Genomic DNA, 23,741 nt, shown 5'->3' on the forward strand with positions numbered 1-23,741 from the left:
AAAAATGGATGTAGTCGATGTAGCCACGCGGTCGAGAATGATGGCCGGAATTCGGTCGAAAGACACGAAACCCGAGATGACGGTGCGAAAATACCTCCATGCGAAGGGCTTCCGCTACAGGCTCCACACCCGTGACCTTCCCGGGTCTCCGGACTTGGTTTTGCCTAAATACAAGGTCGCTATTTTTGTCCACGGCTGTTTCTGGCATCGGCATCCCGGTTGCCGATATACAACAACACCGGCATCGAACGTCGAGCACTGGAATCAAAAATTTAGTGTGAACGTAGAAAGAGACACCCGAAAGCAGGCAGCACTCGAAGCGGCAGGTTGGCGAGTGATTGTGGTCTGGGAGTGCGAACTTCGCCGAACTGCACAGGAAAGGCTCGAACGACTGTGCGACGAGATTACTGCCCTTGGCATCTTTAATGACGCTTTTGTTTCTTGATGCCCGAATGAGGGGGCAACCATGAGGCAGTGCTTGCATTAACCCAGCATTGCGACGCTAACTATTATCGACCCGTCGTCAGCTGCTGTGCATCGAACGAAAGCACCGCTGCGGAACTGCTGCGCACGCCAGCTATGCGCCCAAGCGGAGCTTCTGCCCAACGGAAGAATGCTGCACCGCCAGCCAAGCTCGCCACCCACGCAACCACAATCCCAACCGCCTGCCACTCCGTATCCGCCGGCACAAACCGCGTGAACGCCGCATTCACCACCAGACACACCGGAAAGTGCACCAAGAAAATCGAATACGAGTTCTTTCCCAGCCAATTCGCCACCGCCCATCCCGCCCCTGACTGAACCCTCACCCGCCCCAGCAACATCAGCACACACGCCACACTGAGCGCCACCGCAATCCGGCTCCTGAAATCCAGCGTCAACGCCGCCAGCGTCGGCACCGCCATCATTAAAAACAGCAGCACCACCGCCCACGGCTTGCGCGCCGGATCGCCCGCCCACCAGGCCAGCATGCCCAGCCCATAGCTGCCAAAGAAATACGGCGCCCACACATCCCAGTCGGCATCGAGGTTGAAGTAGAACAGCGAGGACACGACGACCACCGTCATCACGACCGGCACCAGCCACGGCCGGTCCAGACCGCCAGACAGGCGCCCGCATAGCCACAACAGCAGCGCCGCCCCCGCGTACAGCTGGAAATCGATGGCGACATACCAGGCCCCGGCAGACAGCGATTCGTAACCGAGCATGCTGTGCAGCAGCAGCACGTGCGCCGCCAGTTGCGTCACGCTCGGCGCGCTGGAGATCGAGTCGTGCGTCATCCAGGCGGACGCGATGGCGGACGCACCGGCCGCGAGCAAAGTCGCGATGACAAAGGGAGGAGCCAGTTTGGTATAGCGCCGCCACATTGCGGAAAGTGGATTGCCGGACCTGGCGAGACCCTGCGGTGCCAGCGATTTGGCAGCAAGAAAACCACCGATAACGAGGAAGATCTGGACGGCGATGCGGGCGTCACCGGCGAGCCAGTCGAACAAATCCGGCGCCAGCGGCCGGGCGTGGTCGGCCATCGGGCCGTAGAACGCCAGGTGATGCAGCACGATCAGCTGCGCGGCGCCTGCCTTCAACAGATTGATGAGACCGAATTGTGTGTGCTGCGCGCCCGCTGCTGGGGCCACTACGCGATTCCCTGCTGCCATCCACATCCCGACAATATCTTCAACAACGCTTTCCGGCGCGAGCGCAGCGCATTGCTGTCGATCGTGCCGGCCGGGGCGCCATCATAGCCGAGCTTGCAGAAGGGTTACCACGCGTTAGGTGAGCAAATGTTTCAGGATCGATGGTAGTTACATCCGGTCCAGCAGCTGCAAAGCCGCCCGATCACTCATCACCAGCACCAGTTTCAGTCTCGCCCGCGTCATCCCCACAAACAGTTTACGGAGCACGAGATCGGTCATATCCTCGAAATCGATCTCCGTAAAAATCAGCGCCGGCGCCGACTGGCCCTTGAAGCGATACACCGATTCCGCCAGCAACCCGCCCTCGCGAAACACGGGATTACCGAACAGGTCATACGACCCCGTGAACGATTTCAAGGTATGCGCGTCGCTCAGTTTATCCAGGTTGAGGATCGCTGATTTCTCCCGCCCGCGGAAGGAACAGATCGCGATATCGTGCCGCCCAAACCCGGCCGCAAGACAGGAGGTCACCGCACGCCGGGTCTGGGCCAGCATCGCCTCCGTATCGCCTTCCGGATACGTCAGCTCCTCGATGTCCGCGCCTTTGAACGGACTGCCCGCCTCCACCGGCTCGCGCGCGGCGCCCATCGATTTGAGCATCTGCACGATCTGGCGCGGGCTGCGGTAGTTGGTGTCGGAATGGAGTTTCACCCAGCCCGGCAGCGCCACCATCTGCTTGCCATATAAATTCTGGTCCGGGTCCTCGAGCCAGATGGCGCGCCCGCCCGGCTTGACCATGGCGAGCACGATGTCGCGCCAGCCGGTGGAAAAATCCTGGCCTTCGTCGACGATCAGCACGTCGTACTGCCAGGTTTCCGGCAGCGCGACATCGGCCAGCGCCTTTTCGATGTCGTTCCAGACGTCGGGCGAGGAATAATCGGGCGTCACGTCCTGGGCGCGCATCCAGGCGTCGCACAGCATGTGGAAAGTGGAGACGCGCCCGCCCGGCGGCACGAGTTTCTCGATGTGGTCGGCCAGCGGACGGTTGAAGCAGACATATAAAGGGCGCAGCCCGGCGTCGATCGCGGCCTGGTATTCGGCCAGCGCCAATTGCGTCTTGCCGCTGCCGGCGGTGCCGACCACGCGCAGGCGGAAGGGTTCGAATTCGAGGCGGCGCGCCCAGGTGGCCAGGCCGCCGGAGAGGCGCGTCACCATCTGCGTGGCCGAGCCGATCATCGAGCTGGGGTCGGGCCGCAGGCTCAGGGTGTCGCCGAGGAAGCGCGTGACCTTGTCGAATTCGTCGGTCTTGTCGGTGATGGGCAGCGCCTCGCGGATGACTTTTGCGAGGCGTCCCTTGCTCGTCGCGTCGATGATGTGGCGCGGGTCGATGCCGGCCAGGTTCGGGTCGCGCACCGTGTAGTCGGGGGCGTACAGCAGGTAGTCGATCGACAGTTCGCCCTGGTAGCGGCGCGTCAGGCCTTCGATCGTGTGCAGGATGTGGGCGCGTATCTTTCTCGGCTTGCCCTGGAAGTTCTTCAGCAGGCCGTCGGGGGTCTCGTTGAGGAAGCCGGCGACCTGCTCGATCAGCAGCATGCGCCCGTTGGGGGCGACGATGATGAAGTCGACGTCGCCGTAGACGGAAAACCCCCGTTCAACGTTGGTCCAGTGCACGCCGTGGTAGATGCTGTAGGGCGTGTCGGAGAGCCGCTGCTCGAGCAGGGCCAGCGTTTCGATCTCGCGGGAAGCAGTGCCGGTGACGGACATCTCGCGCCAGCCGGCAGGATGGATTTGGGCCATGATCGACGCTTCGCAGATGATGAAGATGACAAGATTGTAAGGCTGTTCATGGGAAGCAAACACACTATTGAACGGCGAGGCGCGCGCGAGCCGCCCGACAGCGCGGCGGGCGTGGTGGGCAGCCCTGAAAACAGGCCCCGCGCCCTGGCGAACAGCCGGGTTGGCATTGGTGCTAGACTGCTGGCGCCGGCGATGTCCTGCGCCGGCGTCCATTAACGATCGTCCACGCCCAGCACTGCCCCCGATGCGCGAATCAAGCCTCTTCAATAACCTCACCGCCAATTCGGTCGTCACCGTCGCCTGCTTCCTGGGCCTGCTGTATTTCGGACGCGACGTGCTCGAACCGCTGGCGCTGGCGACGGTCCTCAGCCTGGTGCTGGCGCCGCTGATCCGCTCCCTGCGCCGCATCGGCCTGCCGCGCCTGCCGGCGACGCTGGTGTCGGTGCTGCTGGCGGGAACCTGCGTGATCGGCATCGGCACCATCCTCGCGTTCCAACTGGTGGCCGTCACGCGCGACCTGCCGGAATACCGGGCCGCGATCCGCTCCAAAATCGAACGCGTGCGTGAACTGACGGAACGCCCGTTCGCGCGCCTGGAAGCCGAACTGAGTGCGGTGACGCCGCAGTCGCCGATGCCGCCGCTGCCGCCGGTCACCGTGCGGCGCGGCACGCTGACCACGGGCGCGAATCAGCCGCTGCCGGTCGAAATCCGCGCCCCGCGCGCCACCACCCGCGACACCCTGGCGCGCCTGTTTTCCATGACCTGGGGGCCGATCGGCGAAGCGGGCCTGGTGCTGGTGCTGCTGGTGTTCATCCTGCTCGAACACGAATCCCTGCGCGACCGCGTCATCCGCCTGGCCGGCCAGGCCGAGATCAGCCGCACGGTGCGCGCCCTGTCCGATGCGACGCGCGGCGTTTCCCGCTTCTTCCTGTCGCAGTTCGTCGTCAACCTCACCTTCGGCACGCTGATCGGCGGCCTGCTGTGGGCCTTCGGCGTGCCGCACGCTGCGCTGTGGGGCGCGCTGTCGGGCCTGCTGCGCTTCGTGCCCTACCTCGGCATGATGGTGGCGGGCGTGCTGATCACCGTGTTCGTGGCCGCCATCGATCCGGGCTGGACGATGGCGCTGTCCTGTCTTGCACTGTTCGTCGCGCTCGAGCTGATGGTGGCGAACGTGGTCGAACCGAAGGTGTACGGGCACAGCTCGGGCCTGTCGCCGCTGGCCGTGATCGTCTCGGCGCTGTTCTGGGGCGCGATGTGGGGTCCGGTCGGGCTGCTGCTGTCCACGCCGCTGACCCTGTGCCTGGTGGTGGCCGGGCGCCACGTGCGCGCGCTGGAACCGGTAACGATCCTGCTGGGCGACGTGCCGAACGTGAACGGGGCCCAGCGCTTCTACCAGCGCGTGCTGGCGGGTGAGACACACAGTATCATTTCCGACGCGCGCAGCTACCTCGGCCGCCACAGCTTCGCGCGCTATTGCGACCAGATCCTGCTGCCGGGAATCGCCATGGTCGCCGCGGAACAGCGCACCGGGCAGCTCGAAACCGTCCAGGCGGCGCACATGCGCACCACGATCGCCGATGTCGCCGCGATGCTGACGCCGGTATCGAACCAAATCGGCCGCAACCGCCGCCGCAAGGGCCGCGTTTCGCTGCTCGACGCGAACGTCGGCGCCCATTTGCGCAAGATGCGCGAAGCGCGCCTGGGCCGCTGGCAGGGTTCGCTCGACGTGCCTTCGCACTCCATCGTGCTGTGCGCGGGCCTGGGCACCGAGCGCGACGACGTGCTGACGGAGCTGCTGGTGCGTACCCTGCGCGAACTCGACGTCGACGCGCGCAGCGTGGTGGTCGGCGCCGACCAGGACACGCCCGGTCCGGACAAGGCCGACCTGATTTCGACCGTGTTCATCACCTACCCGGTCGAATCGATGCTGGAACAGTGGCAGCGCGTAGCCGACGAGCTACGGGCAGGATTGCCGAACGCATTATTGGTGACGATCCGCCTGCCCTTCGGCGAGACGGCGGCCAACCAGACGGTGGTGCAGGAGCATGTCGACATGGTGCTGCGCTCGTTCGAGGAGAGCCTGGCCTTCGTGGTCCCGGAGCGCGCCGCGCAAGTCTGAAGCGCAACAGTCAGCAGGCAATTACCCAGCCTGTGTATGATGGAAACATCATGCGCTACCGCCTCGCCATTTTCGATTTCGACGGCACCCTTGCCGATTCGTTTCCGTTCTTTCTCAGCGTCTTCAACCAGATCGCTGACGAGCACGGCTTTCAGCGCGTCGACCTGGCGCACATCGAGCGCCTGCGCCATTACGGCACGCGCGAGATGATGCGCCACGTCGGCATGCCGGCCTGGAAGCTGCCGCTGGCCGCCGCCAGTTTCAAATCGCTGATGCGCGAAAACGCCGGGCAGGTGCGCCTGTTTCCGCAAGTCGATGCCGCCCTGCGCGAACTGGCGCGCGGCGATGTCAAACTCACCATCGTCTCCTCGAATGCCGAAGACAACGTGCGCCAGGTGCTGGGACCGGAACTGGCTCCGCTGATCAGCCAGTACGAATGCGGCATGTCGATTTTCGGCAAGACCGCGCGCATCCGCAAGGTCCTGAAACGTGCTGCGATGGCGCCGGGGGCCGCACTCTACATTGGCGACCAGGCCACCGATGCCGACGCCGCGCGCAAGGCCGGCGTCGCCTTTGCCGCCGTGCACTGGGGCTACGCCCCGATCGAAGCCTTGCGCAAGGTCGCGCCGGAACACGAGTTCGACCTGCCGGCCTCGCTGGCGGCGATTGCCACGCTGTAAACAAACCCAAAACCCGCCCGTAGGGTTAAGGCCGCTCACTCAAGCGAAGCCGTTGCCGCTTTCACTCGTTTTTTCGTTGGCAGCCGCATAAACGTAGGGTGGGCATGCCCACGCGTTACGTACACATGCTCAGCCCTACGGCTGGCAAACAGCTTGTACTGTGTCCGACAGCCATGTACCAAGCGGTCGGCGCCACGGATGCAATAGACGAACGTAACGCGTGGGCATGCCCACCCTACGTTATGCGACAGCCGACGGTAAGGTAATGGCGGTGGCGCACAGCAAGAAGGCTGATTTTCGGCTTAAGTGACCGGCATTACCGTAGGGTGGGCGGCTCCACCCTGACGCCCGAACAAACGGGACGCCTGCGCCGCCCACGCGTTCAACCACCGTTTCTCATTCCGCCGCGTGTCCGCAGACCTTACGTGTGGGCGGCGCATGAACCGCGGCGCCATCATGCTCACCGGCGGAGCCGCCCACCCTACGCGAATTTACTTCGTATGCTAAAATTTCACAATCAAAATACCTGCCGCTCCCCATGGACGCCTTCGACCAGACCCTGATCCAATTGACCGCCACGCTGACCCACGCCTCGCGCGCCTATAAATCGATGGCGGACAAGGTGGCGTCGCAGTACAGCCTGTCGCAGGCGACGGCGCTGCCGGTGCTGATCCTGGGCCGCCTCGGCCAGGACGGCGTGCGGCCGGGCGTGCTGGCCGACGCCCTGGGCCTGGAACCATCGTCCCTGGTGCGCGTGATCGACCTGCTGATCGAAAGCGGCCTGATCGAGCGCCACGACGACCCGCAAGACCGGCGCGCCAGGATCCTGCAACTGACGCAAGACGGCAAGACCCGCGCCGCCCAGATGGAAGCAGCCCTGCTGCCGTTTCGCCGCAGCGTCTTCGCCGGGGTCGATGCGGCCGACATCGACGCCTGCCTGCGCGTGCTGACCAGCATCCAGGCCCGCATCGGCAAGCCCGAGTCGACCGGAGAGAAGCAGGCGTGAGGTGGATTTCCAAAAGCTGGCCCTCGAAAAACGAGGCGCTGTTCTCGATTAAAAGTTTTGCGGCAGCGATGCTCGCGCTATATCTGTCGATGCGCATCGGACTGCCGCGTCCATTCTGGGCCATGATGACGGCGTATATCGTCGCAGCGCCCTTCGCCGGGCCCACGCGCTCGAAAGCCCTGTTCCGCTTCGGCGGCACCTTGCTCGGCGCCCTGGCCACCGTGATCCTGGTGCCGATGTTCGCGAACTCGCCCGAGCTGCTGTCGCTGGCGCTGGCGCTGTGGGTCGGCGCTTGCCTGTATGTCTCCCTGCTCGACCGCACGCCGCGTTCCTATGTGGTGATGCTGGCGGGCTATACCGCCGGGCTGATCGCTTTCCCCGCCGTCAACGACCCCAGCACCGTGTTCGACGTCGCCCTGGCACGGGTCGAGGAAATCCTGCTCGGCATCAGTTGCGCGACCGTCGTTCACTCGCTCGTGTTCCCGCAAGGCTTCGGCCCGGTGATGCTGGCGCGCCTCGACCACGCGCTGCGCGATGCCCAGGCCTGGATCGCGGATGCGCTGGCGCCGGCTACGGAAACGGCGGCATCGGCCAGGCGCTCGCTCGAGCGCCGCAAACTGGCCGGCGACATCACGGAATTGCGCATGATGTCGGTCCATATCCCCTTCGACACCTCGCATCTGCGCTGGACTGCGAACGCCATCCACGCGCTGCAGGAACGCCTGGCCGCGATGGTGCCCCTGCTGTCCTCGATCGAAGACCGTTTATCCGCCCTGCGCGGCATGGGCGCCGTGGACAGCTCGGCGCGCTGGCGCGCGCTGCTGGCCGACATCACGGCCTGGACCGGCACCCGGCGCGACGCCACCCCGCCGGTCACCCCGGCCGCCCTGCGCGAGGCCATCGACGCCCTGACGCCTGCCGCCGCGCGCCATGCCGACTGGCGCGACCTGCTGCAAATCAACCTGGGCGCCCGCCTGCGCGCACTGGTAGACGTCTGCGTCGACACCCACGCGCTGCGCAAACACATCGGGGCGGGCGCGGCCGGCATGTTGCCGGAGGCGGCGTTCGACCTGCCTGCCGTCAAACCGCAAGCCCTGCACCTGGACCGCGGCATGGCCCTGGTGTCCGCCGCGGCGGCCGTGATCGCCGTGCTGGCCGGCTGCGCCTTCTGGATCCTGACCGGCTGGCCGTCCGGCGCCGCAGTGCCGATGATGGCCGCCGTGATGTCCTGCTTCTTCGCGACCCAGGACGATCCGGTGCCTTTCATCAAAGGTTTCCTGGTCTGGACCATTTATTCGGTGCCACTGTCCGCCTTCTATTTGCTGGCGGTGCTGCCGGCGATCCACGGCTTCGAGATGTTCGTCCTGGCTTGCGCCCCAGCCTTCCTGGTGCTCGGCGTACTGATCGCCCGTCCCGGCACCTTCGGCCGGGCCATGCCTTTCCTGTTCGGCATTTGCGGCACGCTGGCCCTGCAGGACACGAATACGGCGGACGCCGCTTCCTTCATCAATTCGACGCTGGCGCAGCTGGCCGGCCTGGCGCTCGCCGTGCTGGTGATGGGCGTGTTCCGCAGTGTCGGCGCCGGCTGGACCGCGCGCCGCCTGCTGCGCGCAGGCTGGGGAGAATTGGCCCGCATCGGCGATGGCCGGCATGTACCGTCGATGCCGGAATTTTCGGCACGCATGGTCGACCGCATCGCCCTGCTGACGCCGCGCCTGGCGCTGGCCGGTCCGCAGCAGGACCTGCAGGCGACCGACGCCCTGGTCGACCTGCGCATCGGCCTGAACATGACGCAACTGCTCGCCGTACGCGGCGAGCTCGGCCGCAGCCAGGCCGCGCTGTGGGCGCTGCTCGAACATTTATCGCAGCATTTCGCGGCGCGTCCGCAGGTCGACCCGGTCGAGAACGAACGCCTGCTGGCCTCGATCGACAACGCCCTGCGCTCGGTCAGCGCGGCTGGCAACTCCGGCGCCCGGCGCGATGCGCTGGCCTCGCTGGCCGGCATCCGGCGCGACCTGTTTCCACAAGCTAATCCCTATGAACCCTCGCCCCTGCTCGACAAGGAGATCCGATGACCGGTGAAGTCAGCCTCTACGGCATCTATTTTCCACCGCTGTTACTGATGGCGCTGCTCGCCTACGTGGTCTCGCGCCTGTGCAACCGGCTGCTCGCCCGCACCGGCTTCTACCGCCATGTGTGGCACCCGGCGCTGTTCGATTTTTCGCTGTTCGTCATTGTGCTCGGCAGCCTTGTTTTTATTGGATCCAACTGGTTTTGACATGAACTTCTCCTCAAAAAATATTGGCCGCGTCGGCATCACCGTCCTCGCCGCCGCCGGCGCCATCTATGCGGGCTGGCAGCTGTGGCGCCACTATGAAATCGAACCCTGGACCCGCGACGGCCGGGTGAAAGCCTATGTGGTGCAGGTCGCGCCCGACGTCACCGGCCAGGTGACGAAGGTGTATGTGCACGACAACCAGCAAGTGAATGCCGGCGACGTGCTGTTTGAAGTCGACCGCGCGCGCTTCGACCTGGCCCTGCGCCAGGCCGAGGCGGCCGAAGAGGCGGCGCAAGTGGCACTGAACCAGGCGCAGCGCGAGGCGCGCCGCAACGTCCAGCTGGGCGACCTGGTGGCCCAGGAAATGCGCGAGCAGGGCCAGACGCACGTCGAGCAAGCCCGCGCTGCCCTGGCGCAAGCCGTGGTGAACCGCGATACCGCGCGCCTGAACCTGGAGCGCACGCGTGTCGTGTCGGTGGTGAGCGGCTCGGTGACCAACCTCGATCTGCGCACCGGCGCCTATGTCAGCGCGAGTCACCCGGTAATGGCGCTGGTCGACCGCGCGTCGTTTTACGTGGAAGGGTATTTCGAGGAGACCAAGCTGGCGGCGATCCACCTCGGCGACCCGGTCGTCGTCTCGCTGATGGGCGCGAAGCAACAGCTTACCGGCCACGTCGAAAGCTTCGCCGAAGGCATTTCGGACCGCGACCGCACGATCGGCACGAATATGCTGCCGAACATTAATCCGACCTTCAACTGGGTGCGCCTGGCGCAGCGGATTCCGGTGCGCGTCGCGCTCGATCCGGTGCCGGATAGCGTGCGCCTGGTGGCGGGGCAGACGGCGACGGTGCAGGTGCTGCCGGCGGTGGCATCGAAGGCGCCGCAGCCGGCACCTGCCGCAGCCAGGAAGGTCTCGTAATGCGCGCAAGTTCCCTTAGCCTGGCCGCGCTGCCGCTCTTGCTGGCGGCCTGCGGCACGATCGTCGGCCCGAATTACAAGGTGCCCGAGGGAGCGGTCGTGAGACGGCCCGATGCCGCGGCGCCCTTCCTCGGCGCGAACGAAAAACCGTTCAGCCAGCAGGCCCTGCCGGCCCAATGGTGGCGCCTGTACCGTGACCGCACGCTCGATGCCCTGATCGAGCAGGCATTCACCGCCAACACCGACCTGCGCGTGGCCGCGGCCAACCTGGCCCGTGCCCGCGCCGTGGTGATGGAAGCCGAGCAGCTCGGCCGGCCCGGCGTCGATGTCTCGGCGGCTCCCGGTTTTGGGCGGGCTTCGGGCGCAGCCGCCGGCGTCGGCCACGCGCTGCCGGACCACGGCACCTACGACACCGGCCTGCACGTGTCCTACCAGCTCGATTTGTTCGGCAAGATCGCCCGCGCGGTCGAGGCGGCAAATGCCGATTCGGACACCGCGCAGGCGGCCAGCGACCTGGCCCACGTGACGGTGGCCGCCGAGACGATGCGCGCCTATGCCGAGGCCTGCTCGGCCGGCGAGGAAATCGCGATTGCCCGGCAGTCGGTGGCGCTGCAGGATAAATTCGTCCGTTCGACCGCGCAGCGCGTGAAACTCGGGCGCGGATCGGCGCTCGACAACAGCCGCGCGCTTGGTCAGCTCGAACAATTGCGCGCCGCGGTGCCACCGCTTGAGGCCCAGCGCCGCGCTGCGCTGTACCGGCTTGCCGTGCTGACGGGAGAGACGCCTTCGCACTTCCCGCAGGCGGTGGCGCAGTGCAGCCGCGTGCCGGTACTGACCGCCGCGATCCCGGTGGGCGATGGCGCCGCGCTGCTGCGCCGCCGTCCGGATATCCGGCAAGCCGAACGCAGCCTGGCCGCCAGCACGGCGCGCATCGGCGTCGCGACCGCCGAGCTGTATCCGCAGATCAGCCTGGGGCTGTCGGTGGGCAGCACGGGCACCTTGTCCGGCTTTGGCGATGGCAATACCTTCCGCTACAGCCTGGGGCCGCTGATCTCGTGGTCGCTGCCCTCGACCGGCACGGCGCGCATGCACATCGCCCAGGCGGAGGCGGGCACGGCGGCATCGCTGGCGCGCTTCGATGGTGTTGTGCTGAATGCGCTGCGCGAAACGGAAACGGCGCTGACGAACTATGCCCGCGAACTGGACCGCAATGCGGCGCTGAAGGCGGCGCGCGACCAGAGCGCGCTGGCCTCGCAGCAGGCGGCAAAACTGTATCGCTTTGGCCGCACCGACTTCCTGACGACGCTCGACGCCGACCGCACGCTGGCGTCGAACGAGGCGGCGGTGGCATCGTCGACTGCGAAGCTGGCGACGGACCAGGTGACCCTGTTCCTGGCGCTGGGGGGTGGCTGGGAAGGGGCGGAGAAGTAAGTCGACGGGGCGTGCCCTGCGCCGCTGTTCGCGGGCGCACTTGCGTGATGCGTTATTGCTCTTTGCTGCCGTACCGCGTGGGCTCAAGAGCCCACCCTACGTTACGCGGCTGTTTCGGGCCGCTCGCGCGTGTTGCGCTATCTGCTCGTTACTGCCGTACCGCGTGGAGTCGGGACTCCACCCTACGAAACCAGCTGGCCGTAGGGTGGAGTCTTGACTCCACGCGGTACACCATTCGATCATGTGCCCACGCGGTTCGCCATCCGATCACCTACAACAACTTGTCCAAGGTGATCGGCAAATCCCGGACCCGCCGCCCGGTGGCATGGAATACGGCATTCGCCACCGCCGCGGCCACGCCGGTGATGCCGATCTCGCCGATCCCCTTCGCCCCCAGCGGATTGACGTGCGGATCGTCTTCTTCGACCACTTCCACCTCGATGCTCTTGACGTCGGCATGCACCGGCACATGGTATTCGGCCAGGTTGCCGTTCACGGCGCGGCCATTGCGCAGGTCGAACACGGTTTCCTCGAACAGCGCCATGCCGAGACCGCCGACGATGCCGCCCATCAGCTGGCTGTGCCCGGTCTTTGCGTTCATCAATTTGCCCACGCCATACACGCCGACCACGCGCGGCACCCGTACTTCGCCAAGCAGCTCGTCGATATGCACCTCGACGAACACCGCGCCAAAAGCGTGCATCGAAAAGTGGTCGCTGGTGTCGCCCGGGTCGGCCTCGGCCTCGACCTCGATCGGTCCGCTGCCCTGCCGCGCCACGATCGCCGCCATCGATTCGCGCCTGGCGGGTTCAAGACGCAGGAACAGCTCGCCATCGAGTACATCGACCTCATCGGCCAGCGCGCCGAAGAGCGGCGAGCGTTCGTCCGCCAGCGCAATGCCGATGAGTTTCAGGCGCAGCGCCTTGCCCGCCGCCTGCACCGCCGGTCCGACGCTGGCGACCGTGGTCGAGCCGCCCGACACCGGCGCTTCCGGCAGGCGCGAGTCGCCCAGCTCGAAGCGCACGCGTTCGGCCGGCACGCCGAGCGCATCGGCGGCAATTTGCGTCATCACGGTATAGGTGCCGGTCCCGAGATCCTGCGTGCTTGAACGGAAGACGGCGGCGCCGTCGGGATGCAGCGTTGCCGAGGCCTTGCCTTTCGAGCGGTTGGTCGGGTAGGTTGCCGTCGCCATGCCCCAGCCAACCAGCTTGTTTCCCTCACGCATCGACCGCGGCGCCGGGTTGCGCCGGCTCCAGCCAAAGCGCTCGGCGCCGATCTCATAACACTGGCGCAGGGATTTGCTGGAGAACGGCAAATCCTTGCCGGGATCGCGTTCCGTGTAGTTTTGCAGGCGCAATTGCAGCGGGTCGATGCCGAGTTCATAGGCGAGTTCGTCCATCGACGACTCCAGCGCGAACGAGCCGGAGGCCTCGCCCGGCGCGCGCATGAAGGTCGGCGTGCCGAGATTCATGCGCGCCAGGCGGTGCGTCGTTTCCTGGTTCGGCACTTCGTACATCATGCGCGTCATGAGGCCGCAGGGTTCGATCCAGTCCTCGATCATCGAGGTGTAGGCGATGGTGTCGTGGCTGCTCGCGGTAAGGCGGCCATCAGGCATGGCGGCGTGGCGCATGCGCTGGTCGGTCACGGGACGCTGGCCGACCGGGCCGAACATCTGGTTGCGGTCCAGCACCAGCTTGACGGGGCGGTCGACCATCTTCGCCGCCATGGCGGCAAGCACCACATGCGACCACACCGAACCCTTGCAGCCGAAGCCGCCGCCGACATACGGGCACAGCACCGTGACCTTTTCCGGCGCGATGCCGAACGTGCCGGCCACCGTGCGCTGCACGCCTTTCATGTATTGGGTCGAGTCATACAAGCTCAGGTGTTCGCCGTCCCAGGCGGCAATCGTCGCGTGCGGCTCGATCGGGTTGTGGTGTTCGACCGGCGTGCGGTAGCTCACATCGATGCTGGTGCTGCCGGACAGCAGGCCCGCATGCAGGTCGCCGCGCCGTGTGTCGGTTTTTTGCGTGAGCACCTTTTCCGGCGGGTGCACCGATTGCTTTGCTTCGTCGAAGTCGAGCCGGGCCGGCGCCGTGTCGTACTCCACAAGCAGGCGGCTTGCCGCTTCCCGGGCCGCCTCGAACGTTTCCGCGACCACCACCGCAATCGGCTGGTTGTTGTAGTGCACGTCGGCATCCTGCAGCAGCGACAGCACACGCCCGATCGGCGGCGACACTTTGCCGGCTTTCGTTTCGCGCGGCAGCTGCAGCACGTTTTCGTGGGTCATGACGAGCAGCAGGCCGGGAATTTTGTCGGCCTCGCTCGTGTCGATGTGACGGATACGTCCGCTCGGGATGGTGCTGGTGACGAGGAAAGCGTGGGCCAGGCCGGCGACTGGATGCTCGGCCGAATAGCGTGCGCTGCCGCTGACCTTGGCCCAGCCGTCGGTACGGTTGATGGGTGCGCCGACAATCTTCATGCGAGTCCTCCCGCAGTGCGCAGCGCCCGCACGATGGCACGCTGCGCCAGCTCGACCTTGAATGCGTTGTGTTGATAAGGCCGGGCCGCGGCCACGGCGGCCGCGGCGGCCCGCCTGATGACCTCGTCACCCAGCGCCTGGCCGCGCACGACCTCTTCCGCCTCGACGGCGCGCCAGGGTTTATGGGCAACGCCGCCCAGCACCAGGCGCAGGTCGTGCACGACGCCGTCCTGCAGGTCGAGGGCGGCCGCCACCGACACGAGCGCAAAGGCGTAACTGGCGCGGTCGCGCACTTTTAGATAGTGCGAATGCGCGGCGAAGGGAGAGGGCGGCAGGTCGATTGCCACGATCAGTTCGCCCTGCCGGATCACGCTGTCGAACTGCGGCGCATCGCCCGGCAGGCGGTGGAACTCGGCGACCGGCACCGACCGCTCGCCCTCCGGGCCGGCGAGGCGCACCGTGGCGTCCAGCGCCACCAGGGCCACGGCCATGTCGGACGGGTTGGTGGCGATGCAGCTGTCGCTGGCGCCGAGGATCGCGTGGATGCGATTAACACCGTCAATCGCGGCGCAGCCTGAACCCGGTTCGCGCTTGTTGCACTGTTTAAAGGCGGGATCGGTGAAGTAATAGCAGCGCGTCCGCTGCAGCAAGTTGCCGCCGACGGTCGCCATGTTGCGCAGCTGGGCCGAGGCGCCGTTCAGGATCGCCTCCGACAGCACGCGGTAGGGCCCGCGCACGAGTGGATGGTTGGCGGCCTGCGTGTTGCTGGCCATCGCGCCGATGCGCACTCCGCCGTCGGGCAATTGCTCGACGCTGTTCAGGGCGATGCGGCTGACGTCGATCAGCCGTGTCGGCCGCTCGATGCCGCTTTTATATAAGTCGAGCAGGTTGGTACCGCCGCCGATGAATTTGCTGCCCGGCGTACTGCCCAGTTCGATGGCATGGGCGACGTCGCGCGCCCGTTCGTAGGAAATCGAATGCACGCCGTCTCCTTAGTGACCGTTACCGTGACCGTTACCGTCAGCAGCGGCGGTACGGATTGCCGCCATGATGTTCTGGTAGGCGCCGCAGCGGCACAAGTTGCCGCTCATGCGCTCGCGGATTTCCTCGTCGCTCAGGCCGGCCGGCCGTTCGCCGCGCGTCACGCTGCTGGCCTGGCCCTCGGCAATTTCTCGCAGCAGCGCCACCGTCGAGCAGATCTGGCCCGGCGTGCAATAGCCGCATTGAAAACCGTCGTGGTCCATGAAGGCCGCCTGCACCGGATGCGGGGCGCCGTCCCGGGCCAGGCCCTCGACGGTCGTGATCTCGCGGCCGTCGTGCATGACCGCCAGCGTCAGGCAGGAATTGATGCGCTGGCCATCGACCAGCACCGTGCAGGCACCGCACTGCCCGCGGTCGCAGCCCTTCTTGGTACCGGTGAGGGCGAGCCGCTCGCGCAGGGCGTCGAGCAGGCTGACGCGCGGCTCGACCATCAGTTGATGCTCGAGGCCGTTGATGCGCAGCGTCAGCGGCTGCGGAGGAACGTAGGGTGGCGCCATCTGTTGCGCCACAGGTGTCTGGTCGTCGTCTGGCATGGTCTCGCTCGGTTCAATGGGAGAAGACAAGGACTTCATCATGGCCGAATTCGCAAAACCGGGGAGTCCGGTAGCCATCAGGAACGACGATGCCCGGCAGGCCCGGTTGCACGGCAAGAAAGACGCGTTCTATACTGCCCAGGGTGCGCAAAGCCGCGCCACAACCTGGAATCCATGCCATGCGTAAAATTTTCCTGCTCGCTCCCCTGCTGCTCAGCGGCTGCATCGACAACTCGGCCACGTATTACATCGACGGCAACCAGCACGCACTCACTGTGCGCGCGATGCAGGAATATTTCTGGAAGAAGGACATCACGCTCGACCTGCTCGCCTCGCGCATGCCCGATTGCCAGCGCCGCATTGCGTTGGGCAAGCTGCCGATACCGGACGTGGAAATCGAGCTGTTCGAATCAGGGGAGAACGTCTACACGCTGCGCGCCGGCGAACAGGCTTGGCGCGTGGAAACTGATTCCTGCGGCGAAATGGAGGCGCCGGAACAGGTGACGGGCAAGCCGCTCGGCCTGTTCCACTTCGACGAGAACAAGAAGCTCGTCTTCGAAAAAGCCGAAGCGGCAACGCCGAAGGGGTAATAAGCGCGTATCAAAAAGCCCTCAGCCACGAGTAATGCCGTTCAGTTAAGCGCGGATGAGCTGCCTTGGGCCAGCATAACGCGCGGGCATGCCCAGTGAACCCGTCATCGAGGCCATTGGCCTCGATGACCCCGTACGGTGCGCCACCGCCGTCATTGTTGGTCGAGACCGCTGTGTAACGTAGGGCGGGCATGCCCGCGCGTCGACCTCGAGAACAAAGGCCACTCCGATGTGAATCGAAGCGGCCTTCTTGACTGAACGGCATTACTCAGCCATAAGGGCTTTTTGAGGCGCTCAAGGACGCAGCCAGCCGCGCGCGATCGGGGCAGCAAGCACCCGGCGATAGACGGCCTGCAGCATCGACACCAGCGCGGCCGCAGCCGCCTGCCCGGCGCGGGTGTCGGTGAGGATGGCGGCCAGCGCCGAGACCACGAAGGCCGCGATCATGTCCAGCGGCCAGTGCACACCAAGGAAGACGCGCGACCAGGCCACCACCACGCCCAGCACCAGCAATCCCAGGCCGAAACGGCGCACCTCGCGCAGCTGGCTCAGCATCAACGCCAGGGCCACCGAGAACATGCTGGTGGCGTGATCGCTCGGGAACGAACTGTCCGGCGCATGGTGCAGGAAGGTCTGGCCGATGCCCGCCATGAAGGGGCGCGGATGGAACCACACCATGCCGATGAGCTTGCTGATCGTCAGCGCCACGACCGCCGCCAGCAGGGCACGCACGGCCGCTTCGCGCTGGCCCGGCCCGCCATTCGTCCACATCAGCACCAGGCCCAGCGGCACGACCATGATCACCCATTCGGCGGCGAAGGTCGCCCCATGCAGGCGCCAGCCGGACAACCCGGGCGCGGCATTGAACAGGGAAAACAGGGATTGATTCAGGTAGTCGAACATGGCGCCGGGATGAGGGAAAGACAAGAACCCAGCTTAGCCCAGCCATTCGGAGCGCACGATTCGAAATCGCAACAGATTGTGACAAGACCGACGCGCAGGCGACGCAAGCCAGTGCAAGATCAGTCGGCTTGCAGGCAGCGACGGAACTTATCGGCGGAACGTTGCGCAATCACGTCGGCTGCGGGCAGCCGCATCTGGAGCGCCAGGCAAGCGCTAGCGGGGCTGGAGCAAGCGATGCAGCTGTGCAAGTTCCTTCTCGCGGCCCAGCTTGTCGAGCGTTTGCTCGAGCAGCGTGCGTTCGCCGTCGCGCAGCATCGTCCATTGCGTGAAATATTCATGCACGGTGCGCCAGGGGGGAAAGTCGCGCGGCAGGCTGCGCCAGGCAGCCCCCGTGTACAGGAAATACAGCACCGCGCAGTAGACGTCGTAGAGGTCGTGCTTGCGCGGGCGCGTCTTGCGGCGCGCCGCCTCGAGCATGTCGCGCACGAGATCGAACTGCTCGCGCCCAATGTCGCTGGGGAATTCGGGCCTGGTCATGTCGTTCTCCCCAAATTAGCTTTGACGGGGAAGTTCCGGAACAGGTTCCCGAGGAGCTTAATCAGTCGCGGGCAAGTGCCAAAAACTCGGTACGCAGCGCCAGGTTCGGCTGCAGTTCGCCGAGCATGCACGAGGTGATCGTTTCTTCGCCCTGGGTGCGGATGCCGCGGCTTTCCATGCACATGTGGCGGCATTTCACCACAACGCCGACGGCCTTCGGTTCCAGCACTTCCATCAGCGCATTGGCGATCTGCATCGTCATGCGTTCCTGCACCTGCAGGCGCTTGGAGAAAATATCCACCAGGCGCGTCAGCTTCGACAGGCCGACGATTTTTCCGTTGGGCAGATAGCCGACGGTTGCCTTGCCGAAAAACGGCGCCAGGTGGTGCTCGCAATGGCTATAGACGGGGATGCCGCGCACCACGATCAGCTCGTTGTACTGCTCGGCGCCATCTTCGAAAGCCTTCAGCACGGAAACCGGATCCTGGTCGTAGCCCGAGGTCCAATGCTTCCAGGCTTTAGCCACGCGCGCAGGCGTTTCATGGAGGCCAGGACGGTCCGGATCTTCACCGAGGCTGGTCAGCAGACGGCGCCAGTCATGTTCGGTGAATGCTTCTTTGTCAGACATGGGATAACCCTCAAAATACGATTGCCGCCAGTATATAGAAAACGGGCCGATGCCACCGGCCGCTGCCGTTTTCTTGAGCAAACCAGACTCATCTGCTACGGCGATGGGCTAGCGTAAATCCGTTCACACCCCATGGAGGCGGCCTATGTTCGGAAGCTCGGTACTGGAACTGGCAATCGGTTTGACGTTTTGTTACGGGACGGTGGCGCTGATCGTGGCCACCGTGCAGGAAGCGCTGGCGGCCGCGTTCCGCCTGCGTGCCAACACCCTGCTTGCGGGAATCAAAAGCATGCTGAACGACCCGCGCTTCACCGCGCTGGCGCTGATGGTATACGCGCATCCGCTGGTCAATCCGCACAGCGACGGCAAGGCGGCCGATGAGCGCACGATGACGGCCCGGCCATCCTACATCGAACCGGGCTATTTCGCGATCGCGCTGATCGACAGCATCCAGCATGTGCCGGGCAACTTTGCGCGGCTGGGTGCCGATATCGACGCCGTGTCCGATCCGCAGGTGCGGCGCGCCCTGCAGGGCCTGTATGCGCGCGCCGGCGGCGACCTGGAGCGCTTCCAGAGACTGGTCGCGGGCTGGTTCGACAATGCGATGCAGCGCCTGTCGGGCAGTTATAAACGGCGCCAGCTGCTGATTTCGTTCCTGATTTCGCTGCTGCTGGCGATCCTGTTCAACATCGACAGCATCGCCCTGTTCCGCACCCTGTGGCAGCAGCCGCAGCTGGCGGCCCACATCGGCGCCGCCCCGGGCGCGCTTGACGCCGACACCCTGCGCCAGCTGTGGGCGCTGCCGATCGGCTGGCAAAGTTTCCCGCCGGTGTTCGATAGTGCCTTCGCCCTGCAGGCGGCGGGCTGGCTGGTCACGGCTTCCACGACCCTGTTCGGCGCGCCGTTCTGGTTCGACCTGCTGCAGCGCGCGGTGCAATTGCGCAGCACGGGGACGCGTCCGGACGACAACGTGCAGGTGCAAGTGGCGACCGGTACCGCACCGGCGGCGATCGAAGTGCGTACCGCGCCGGCGCTGCCAGCCGTAAGCAGTAACTAGGCGTTCTTAAGGTCCTGGTGGTCGATGCGCGTCCACCAGGACGCTGGAAACTGACATATGCGGCACGCGTTCCGGCCATTCGTCATCCGGCCCGAACCAGCGGGCCTCGGCAATCTCGGTCGGGTCGACGCGGATCTCGCCGCCCGCATAATCGGCCGTAAAGGCAATCATCAGCGAGTGCGGGAAAGGCCAGGACTGGCTGCCGAAATAGCGCAGGTTCGTCACCTGCAGCCCCACTTCCTCGTACACCTCGCGGTGCACCGCTTCCTCGATCGATTCGCCCGCTTCCAGGAAACCGGCCAGCGGCGTGAACCGTTTTGCCGGGGAGGCGACGTGCATCGCCAGCAGCACGGCATCTCCCTTGCGGATCAACACCATCATCGCCGGCGAAATACGCGGGTAGGCAAGGTGGCCACAATTGGCGCATTTAAAACTGCGCTCGTGCGCCACGCGCGCCATCGGATGGGCGCAGGCGCCGCAAAAGCGGTGCGTGCGCGCCCATTCCGCGATCTGCGATGCGCGCCCGGCCAGGCCGAGCAGCGACTCGTCGAAATCGGCGAACAGCGAACGCAGGCTGCGCCAGGCATACCCTTCCGGTAACTCCTCTCGCTCGATCCAGCCTGCCTGGCAATAGCGCCCGCCCAACAGCCCAACCGGCTGGACATTCGCCGGGTCGAGCCCGAGCTTGTCGAGCATGGCCGCATCGGGCAGGGCGAGGTCGTGTTCGCGCAGCAGCAGGCGCCCGCCATGGAAGACGAAGCTCAAGGGGTCGGCATGGTCCTGCGGCGCCATCAGCGGCGTGAAGCTTGGGGGCGTTTTCAGCATCGTCGGGTCATGGTGAAAGTGGTGGCCCATCATACCTTGACCAGCGCCGGAGCGCGCCCTGCCGTCGCGGTTCACTGCTGACCTTGGCACATTCCCTGAGACAGCTGCCGAACCTTCAAGTTTCCGTTTTTTCTCCTTCGTCCAACCTGCATCAGCCGCGTATAAACCGCCGAACTAAGGGCAGCTCATCCTGCTCAAAGTTGAACGAATCGCTGCGACAGAACAGGAGAAGACGATGAACGATGCGCCCGTCGTGCTCGGCATAAACCGCACCCAGGATGCCAGCATTTGCCTGATGCACGGCTCGCAGCTGGTGTGGGCGATCCAGAAGGAGCGGCTCACCCGGCAAAAGCATCACTGGGGCAAACCCGGCGACGTGCAGCGACATTACCGTCCCTCCCTGCCCGGCCTGGAGCGGCCGATCGACGTGCTGGTCGAATGCTTTTCGTCGGACGCCGAAATCGATTCCCTGCCCGCCTACGAAGAAGAGCTGGCCGCCACACTGATCCTCGCGCCCGGCTGCCGGCGCCTGCGCATCTCGCATCACCTCGCCCACCTGTACACGGTGTTCCACCCTTCTGCGTTTCGTGAGGCCGCGGTGATGGTGGTCGACGGGCAGGGCAGCGCGGCAAGTGAGTTCACCGAACACTGGAGCGGCGCGGCAGAGGTGCCCGGCGACTGGCGCGAAGTGTCGTCGTTTTATACAGCGAACCGCGAACGCGTGGCCTGCATCGGCAAGCAGTTGTGGGACCGCGACGATGCGCGCCTGGTGGGCCTGGGCATGTTCTATTTTTTTCTGACCCAGGCGCTGTTTCCCGGCGAGGGTAACGAGGGCAAGGTGATGGGGCTGGCCCCGCATGGCGACGCCGCCGCCCTCACGCTGCCGCCGCTCGATGTCGACGGCATGCAAGTGACGATTCCATCTCCCTGGCGTGCGCTGCTGGCCGAACGCGCGCGCTTTCGCTACGGGACGCCGGGCGTCAAATTCTCCGATTGCGCCAACCTGGCCGCGGCCGGCCAGCGCGCCTTCGAGGATGCGCTGCTGGCGCTGGCGCGCTGGCTGCACGGCGAGACCGGCCTCGAGAACCTGTGCTTTGCCGGCGGCACCGCCCTGAACTGCTCGGCCAACGAACGCCTGCTGCGCGAAACGCCATTCAAACGCGTGTTCATTCCACCTGCCCCGAGCGACGCCGGCACTGCGCTCGGCTGCGCCGTGTACGGATTGACCGAACTGGCGGGTTTATCGTGCGACTACCGTTGGAGCGACGACTACCTCGGCCCGGCGCCGCGCCGCGAAGACATCGATGCCGCGCTGGCTGACGCGCCCGACCTGCTGGTCGAACGCCTGTCCGGGCGCGACGCCCTGTGCGCGCGCATGATCGACCTGCTGTGCGCGCAGAAGGTAGTCGGTTTGTTCCAGGGCCGCAGCGAATTCGGCCCGCGCGCGCTCGGGCACCGCAGCATCCTGGGCGACCCGCGCAGCGGCCGCATGCGCGACTGGATCAACGCCCGCGTGAAACAGCGCGAATGGTTCCGGCCGCTCGCCCCGGTCGTGCTGGAAGAGCATGCCGATGCGTATTTCGACGTGCCGGGCGCCTCTCCCTTCATGCAGTTTGCCGCGCCGGTACGCCCTGAACGTGCCAGCACGGTGCCGGCCATCACGCACGTGGACGGCACCGCGCGCCTGCAGACGGTGGCGCCCGACGGCGACCCGCTGCTGCGTGCGCTGCTATCCGGCTTTCATGCGCGCACCGGGGTGCCGGTCCTGCTCAACACCTCCTTCAACGGCAAGGACGAGCCGATCGTCGAAACACCGGCGCAGGCGGTGGCTTCGTTCCGGCGCATGCCGCTGCACGCGCTGGTGATGCCGCCCTACCTGGTGCGCAAGAAGGTCGAACCGGAGCAGCCGGAATGATCCGCGCCTATCCGGCCCGCGCCAGCGTCCTGCCCGGCGAACGCCTCGTGCTGCACGTGGCCACCGACAGCCGGCGCTTTCGCGTCCACTTCTATCGCTGGCGCGACGGCTTCGAGGCCATGCACAGCTCGTCCTGGCAAGCCGGCGAGCGGGCGCAGGAGCGCGGCGCCGGCGACGACTGGGGCTGGCCGGCCTACGAATTCCCGGTGCCGGCGCACTGGAGCTCGGCCGTGTACATCGCCCACCTCGAGGAAGCCGGCGGCAAGCTGCCGCTGTCGCTCGCGCTCGAGACGGCCTCCGCCCTGTTCGTCGTGCGCGGCCATCGCCGTGGCGGCATGCTGTATAAACTGCCGCTGGCGACCTGGCACGCCTACAACTTCAGTGGCGGCGGCTGCTACTACGCCAATCCGCCGCGCTCGGCCGATCCCCCAGGCGCACGCGTCTCGCTCAGGCGGCCGGGCGGCGGCATCGGCGGCCCGACCTGGGGCGCGCCGGACCACTACGACGCCGCCTCGCAGCGCCAGACCTTCGCCCACTGGGACGCGCGCTTCATCCGCTGGCTGGCGCGCCAGGGCTATACCCCGGAGTTCTGCACCAACCTCGACCTTCATGCCGACCCGGGACTGGCGCTGCGCTACCGGCTGCTGGTCTCGGCCGGGCACGACGAATACTGGACCGAAACCACGCGCGACGCGGTCGAGGATTTCATTGCCTTCGGCGGCAACGTGGCCTGGTTCGCCGCCAACCTGTGCTGGTGGCGCGTGCACCTGGTCGACGGCGATCGCGCCCTGGTCTGCCACCAGGGCGGGCCGCGCGGCGCCTTCGACCACTGGTGGCCGGCCAGCGGCGCCGGCCGGCCGGAAGATGCCCTGGGCGGCGTCAGCTACCGCCATGGCGGCGGCTGGTGGGACGGCGCACGGCATACCAAGGGGTTCATCGTCCAGCAGCCCGAGCACTGGGTGTTCGCGGGCACGGGCCTCGAACGCGGCGAGGCCTTCGGTGCCGATACCTGGCCGCCGCTGGCCGGCTACGAATGCGATGGCGCGCCACTCGACGCCTTCGACAATGCGAGCGGCGAGGCGACGCTCTCGGCCTGGGCCGACGAAGACGGCACGCCGGCCGGCTACCAGTTGCTGGCCGCCTGCCCGCTCGACCGCCGCTGGCAGGAGCTGCCGCCGCGCGAGCGCCACGCCGCCGGCGAAGGCGTGCACGCGGCGACGCTCGGCCTCTTCGAGCGGGGCGGCACCGTGTTCTCGGCCGGCACCACCGACTGGGCGCAAGTGCTGGCCGATGGCCGCGACCGCAAGGTCGAGCGCATCACCCGCAACGTCCTCGACCGCCTGCTGCGGCATTGACGCGCGCCCACC

The 23,741-nt window shown here is 66.1% G+C and carries 21 protein-coding genes and 1 pseudogene; 12 read left to right on the forward strand and 10 right to left on the reverse strand.

The window, feature by feature from the left end:
• Nucleotides 1-4: 4 nt before the first annotated feature.
• The gene (locus tag AC1MEM_RS02595; protein WP_499475125.1) at nt 5-445 is read left to right on the forward strand and encodes a very short patch repair endonuclease; all 441 of its coding nucleotides are present in this window, start codon (nt 5-7) and stop codon (nt 443-445) included.
• 64 nt (nt 446-509) lie between these two features.
• Here the strand turns inward: AC1MEM_RS02595 and AC1MEM_RS02600 are convergent, their stop codons facing one another.
• Together AC1MEM_RS02600 and AC1MEM_RS02605 are read right to left on the reverse strand one after the other, a co-directional pair.
• Nucleotides 510-1,634, reverse strand: coding sequence for an acyltransferase family protein (locus AC1MEM_RS02600; protein WP_499475126.1), 1,125 nt, complete (start codon nt 1,632-1,634; stop codon nt 510-512).
• A 168-nt stretch (nt 1,635-1,802) separates the two neighbouring features.
• Complete coding sequence (locus tag AC1MEM_RS02605) at nt 1,803-3,431, reverse strand: ATP-binding domain-containing protein (protein ID WP_499475128.1); 1,629 nt, start codon at nt 3,429-3,431, stop codon at nt 1,803-1,805.
• A gap of 244 nt (nt 3,432-3,675) precedes the next feature.
• On the opposite strand from AC1MEM_RS02605, the gene AC1MEM_RS02610 reads away from it, so the two are divergent.
• From AC1MEM_RS02610 to AC1MEM_RS02640, 7 genes are all read left to right on the forward strand, one after another.
• Nucleotides 3,676-5,550, forward strand: a complete 1,875-nt coding sequence (locus AC1MEM_RS02610; protein ID WP_499475129.1) for an AI-2E family transporter — start codon at nt 3,676-3,678, stop codon at nt 5,548-5,550.
• 50 nt (nt 5,551-5,600) lie between these two features.
• Nucleotides 5,601-6,230, forward strand: a complete 630-nt coding sequence (locus AC1MEM_RS02615; protein WP_499475130.1) for an HAD hydrolase-like protein — start codon at nt 5,601-5,603, stop codon at nt 6,228-6,230.
• 538 nt (nt 6,231-6,768) lie between these two features.
• Nucleotides 6,769-7,236, forward strand: a complete 468-nt coding sequence (locus AC1MEM_RS02620) for a MarR family winged helix-turn-helix transcriptional regulator (RefSeq protein WP_499475132.1) — start codon at nt 6,769-6,771, stop codon at nt 7,234-7,236.
• Between the two features lie 68 nt (nt 7,237-7,304).
• Nucleotides 7,305-9,311 carry an FUSC family protein gene (locus AC1MEM_RS02625; RefSeq protein ID WP_499477547.1) on the forward strand — a complete coding sequence of 669 codons (2,007 nt, stop codon included), beginning with the start codon at nt 7,305-7,307 and terminating at the stop codon, nt 9,309-9,311.
• A complete protein-coding gene (locus AC1MEM_RS02630) occupies nt 9,308-9,514 on the forward strand; it encodes a DUF1656 domain-containing protein (RefSeq protein ID WP_499475133.1) in 207 nt (68 codons plus the stop codon). Before AC1MEM_RS02625 ends, AC1MEM_RS02630 begins: the two co-directional genes overlap by 4 nt.
• 1 nt (nt 9,515) lies before the next feature.
• Nucleotides 9,516-10,433, forward strand: coding sequence for an efflux RND transporter periplasmic adaptor subunit (locus AC1MEM_RS02635; protein WP_499475135.1), 918 nt, complete (start codon nt 9,516-9,518; stop codon nt 10,431-10,433).
• A complete protein-coding gene (locus AC1MEM_RS02640; protein ID WP_499475137.1) occupies nt 10,433-11,863 on the forward strand; it encodes an efflux transporter outer membrane subunit in 1,431 nt (476 codons plus the stop codon). Before AC1MEM_RS02635 ends, AC1MEM_RS02640 begins: the two co-directional genes overlap by 1 nt.
• Nucleotides 11,864-12,134: 271 nt before the next feature.
• Here AC1MEM_RS02640 and AC1MEM_RS02645 read toward each other — a convergent pair whose 3' ends face one another.
• The 4 genes from AC1MEM_RS02645 to AC1MEM_RS02660 are packed head-to-tail and all read right to left on the reverse strand — an operon-like array spanning nt 12,135 to nt 16,100.
• Nucleotides 12,135-14,345 carry a xanthine dehydrogenase family protein molybdopterin-binding subunit gene (locus tag AC1MEM_RS02645; RefSeq protein ID WP_499475138.1) on the reverse strand — a complete coding sequence of 737 codons (2,211 nt, stop codon included), beginning with the start codon at nt 14,343-14,345 and terminating at the stop codon, nt 12,135-12,137.
• Nucleotides 14,342-15,328, reverse strand: a complete 987-nt coding sequence (locus AC1MEM_RS02650) for an FAD binding domain-containing protein (protein WP_499475139.1) — start codon at nt 15,326-15,328, stop codon at nt 14,342-14,344. Before AC1MEM_RS02650 ends, AC1MEM_RS02645 begins: the two co-directional genes overlap by 4 nt.
• Before the next feature lie 9 nt (nt 15,329-15,337).
• The gene (locus tag AC1MEM_RS02655; RefSeq protein ID WP_499475141.1) at nt 15,338-15,997 is read right to left on the reverse strand and encodes a (2Fe-2S)-binding protein; all 660 of its coding nucleotides are present in this window, start codon (nt 15,995-15,997) and stop codon (nt 15,338-15,340) included.
• Nucleotides 15,933-16,100: a hypothetical protein gene (locus AC1MEM_RS02660; RefSeq protein WP_499477765.1), complete on the reverse strand. Its 168-nt coding sequence runs from the start codon at nt 16,098-16,100 to the stop codon at nt 15,933-15,935. The genes AC1MEM_RS02655 and AC1MEM_RS02660 overlap by 65 nt, the downstream gene beginning before the upstream one ends.
• Between AC1MEM_RS02660 and AC1MEM_RS02665 the strand changes: the two genes are divergently transcribed.
• Nucleotides 16,099-16,509 carry a hypothetical protein gene (locus AC1MEM_RS02665; RefSeq protein ID WP_499475142.1) on the forward strand — a complete coding sequence of 137 codons (411 nt, stop codon included), beginning with the start codon at nt 16,099-16,101 and terminating at the stop codon, nt 16,507-16,509. The two genes, AC1MEM_RS02660 and AC1MEM_RS02665, sit on opposite strands and share 2 nt — an antisense overlap.
• Before the next feature lie 294 nt (nt 16,510-16,803).
• Here the strand turns inward: AC1MEM_RS02665 and AC1MEM_RS02670 are convergent, their stop codons facing one another.
• From AC1MEM_RS02670 to folE, 3 genes and pseudogenes are all read right to left on the reverse strand, one after another.
• A complete protein-coding gene (locus AC1MEM_RS02670) occupies nt 16,804-17,436 on the reverse strand; it encodes a phosphatase PAP2 family protein (RefSeq protein WP_499475143.1) in 633 nt (210 codons plus the stop codon).
• Nucleotides 17,437-17,673: 237 nt separating this feature from the next.
• Nucleotides 17,674-17,949, reverse strand: a pseudogene (locus AC1MEM_RS02675) (transposase); the annotation flags it as partial.
• 61 nt (nt 17,950-18,010) lie between these two features.
• A complete protein-coding gene (gene folE, locus AC1MEM_RS02680) occupies nt 18,011-18,577 on the reverse strand; it encodes a GTP cyclohydrolase I FolE (RefSeq protein WP_499477548.1) in 567 nt (188 codons plus the stop codon).
• 145 nt (nt 18,578-18,722) lie between these two features.
• On the opposite strand from folE, the gene AC1MEM_RS02685 reads away from it, so the two are divergent.
• Nucleotides 18,723-19,634 (forward strand): hypothetical protein, encoded by a 912-nt coding sequence (locus tag AC1MEM_RS02685; protein ID WP_499475144.1) that lies wholly within the window; start codon nt 18,723-18,725, stop codon nt 19,632-19,634.
• Between the two features lie 6 nt (nt 19,635-19,640).
• Here the strand turns inward: AC1MEM_RS02685 and nudC are convergent, their stop codons facing one another.
• Nucleotides 19,641-20,459 carry an NAD(+) diphosphatase gene (gene nudC / locus AC1MEM_RS02690; protein WP_499475145.1) on the reverse strand — a complete coding sequence of 273 codons (819 nt, stop codon included), beginning with the start codon at nt 20,457-20,459 and terminating at the stop codon, nt 19,641-19,643.
• 235 nt (nt 20,460-20,694) lie between these two features.
• On the opposite strand from nudC, the gene AC1MEM_RS02695 reads away from it, so the two are divergent.
• Nucleotides 20,695-22,374, forward strand: a complete 1,680-nt coding sequence (locus AC1MEM_RS02695; RefSeq protein ID WP_499475147.1) for a carbamoyltransferase family protein — start codon at nt 20,695-20,697, stop codon at nt 22,372-22,374.
• Nucleotides 22,371-23,729 (forward strand): N,N-dimethylformamidase beta subunit family domain-containing protein, encoded by a 1,359-nt coding sequence (locus tag AC1MEM_RS02700; RefSeq protein ID WP_499475148.1) that lies wholly within the window; start codon nt 22,371-22,373, stop codon nt 23,727-23,729. Before AC1MEM_RS02695 ends, AC1MEM_RS02700 begins: the two co-directional genes overlap by 4 nt.
• Nucleotides 23,730-23,741: the final 12 nt, after the last annotated feature.

The organism is Telluria sp. AIW5 (assembly GCF_056680575.1).

Coding starts and splice junctions, on each gene's coding strand:
- AC1MEM_RS02595 (WP_499475125.1), top strand. CDS start 5: ATGGATGTAGTCGATGTAGCCACGCGGTCGAGAATGATGGCCGGAATT.
- AC1MEM_RS02605 (WP_499475128.1), bottom strand. CDS start 3,431: ATGGCCCAAATCCATCCTGCCGGCTGGCGCGAGATGTCCGTCACCGGC.
- AC1MEM_RS02610 (WP_499475129.1), top strand. CDS start 3,676: ATGCGCGAATCAAGCCTCTTCAATAACCTCACCGCCAATTCGGTCGTC.
- AC1MEM_RS02615 (WP_499475130.1), top strand. CDS start 5,601: ATGCGCTACCGCCTCGCCATTTTCGATTTCGACGGCACCCTTGCCGAT.
- AC1MEM_RS02620 (WP_499475132.1), top strand. CDS start 6,769: ATGGACGCCTTCGACCAGACCCTGATCCAATTGACCGCCACGCTGACC.
- AC1MEM_RS02625 (WP_499477547.1), top strand. CDS start 7,305: ATGCTCGCGCTATATCTGTCGATGCGCATCGGACTGCCGCGTCCATTC.
- AC1MEM_RS02630 (WP_499475133.1), top strand. CDS start 9,308: ATGACCGGTGAAGTCAGCCTCTACGGCATCTATTTTCCACCGCTGTTA.
- AC1MEM_RS02635 (WP_499475135.1), top strand. CDS start 9,516: ATGAACTTCTCCTCAAAAAATATTGGCCGCGTCGGCATCACCGTCCTC.
- AC1MEM_RS02640 (WP_499475137.1), top strand. CDS start 10,433: ATGCGCGCAAGTTCCCTTAGCCTGGCCGCGCTGCCGCTCTTGCTGGCG.
- AC1MEM_RS02645 (WP_499475138.1), bottom strand. CDS start 14,345: ATGAAGATTGTCGGCGCACCCATCAACCGTACCGACGGCTGGGCCAAG.
- AC1MEM_RS02655 (WP_499475141.1), bottom strand. CDS start 15,997: ATGGCTACCGGACTCCCCGGTTTTGCGAATTCGGCCATGATGAAGTCC.
- AC1MEM_RS02665 (WP_499475142.1), top strand. CDS start 16,099: ATGCGTAAAATTTTCCTGCTCGCTCCCCTGCTGCTCAGCGGCTGCATC.
- AC1MEM_RS02660 (WP_499477765.1), bottom strand. CDS start 16,100: ATGGCATGGATTCCAGGTTGTGGCGCGGCTTTGCGCACCCTGGGCAGT.
- folE (WP_499477548.1), bottom strand. CDS start 18,577: ATGTCTGACAAAGAAGCATTCACCGAACATGACTGGCGCCGTCTGCTG.
- AC1MEM_RS02685 (WP_499475144.1), top strand. CDS start 18,723: ATGTTCGGAAGCTCGGTACTGGAACTGGCAATCGGTTTGACGTTTTGT.
- nudC (WP_499475145.1), bottom strand. CDS start 20,459: ATGCTGAAAACGCCCCCAAGCTTCACGCCGCTGATGGCGCCGCAGGAC.
- AC1MEM_RS02695 (WP_499475147.1), top strand. CDS start 20,695: ATGAACGATGCGCCCGTCGTGCTCGGCATAAACCGCACCCAGGATGCC.
- AC1MEM_RS02700 (WP_499475148.1), top strand. CDS start 22,371: ATGATCCGCGCCTATCCGGCCCGCGCCAGCGTCCTGCCCGGCGAACGC.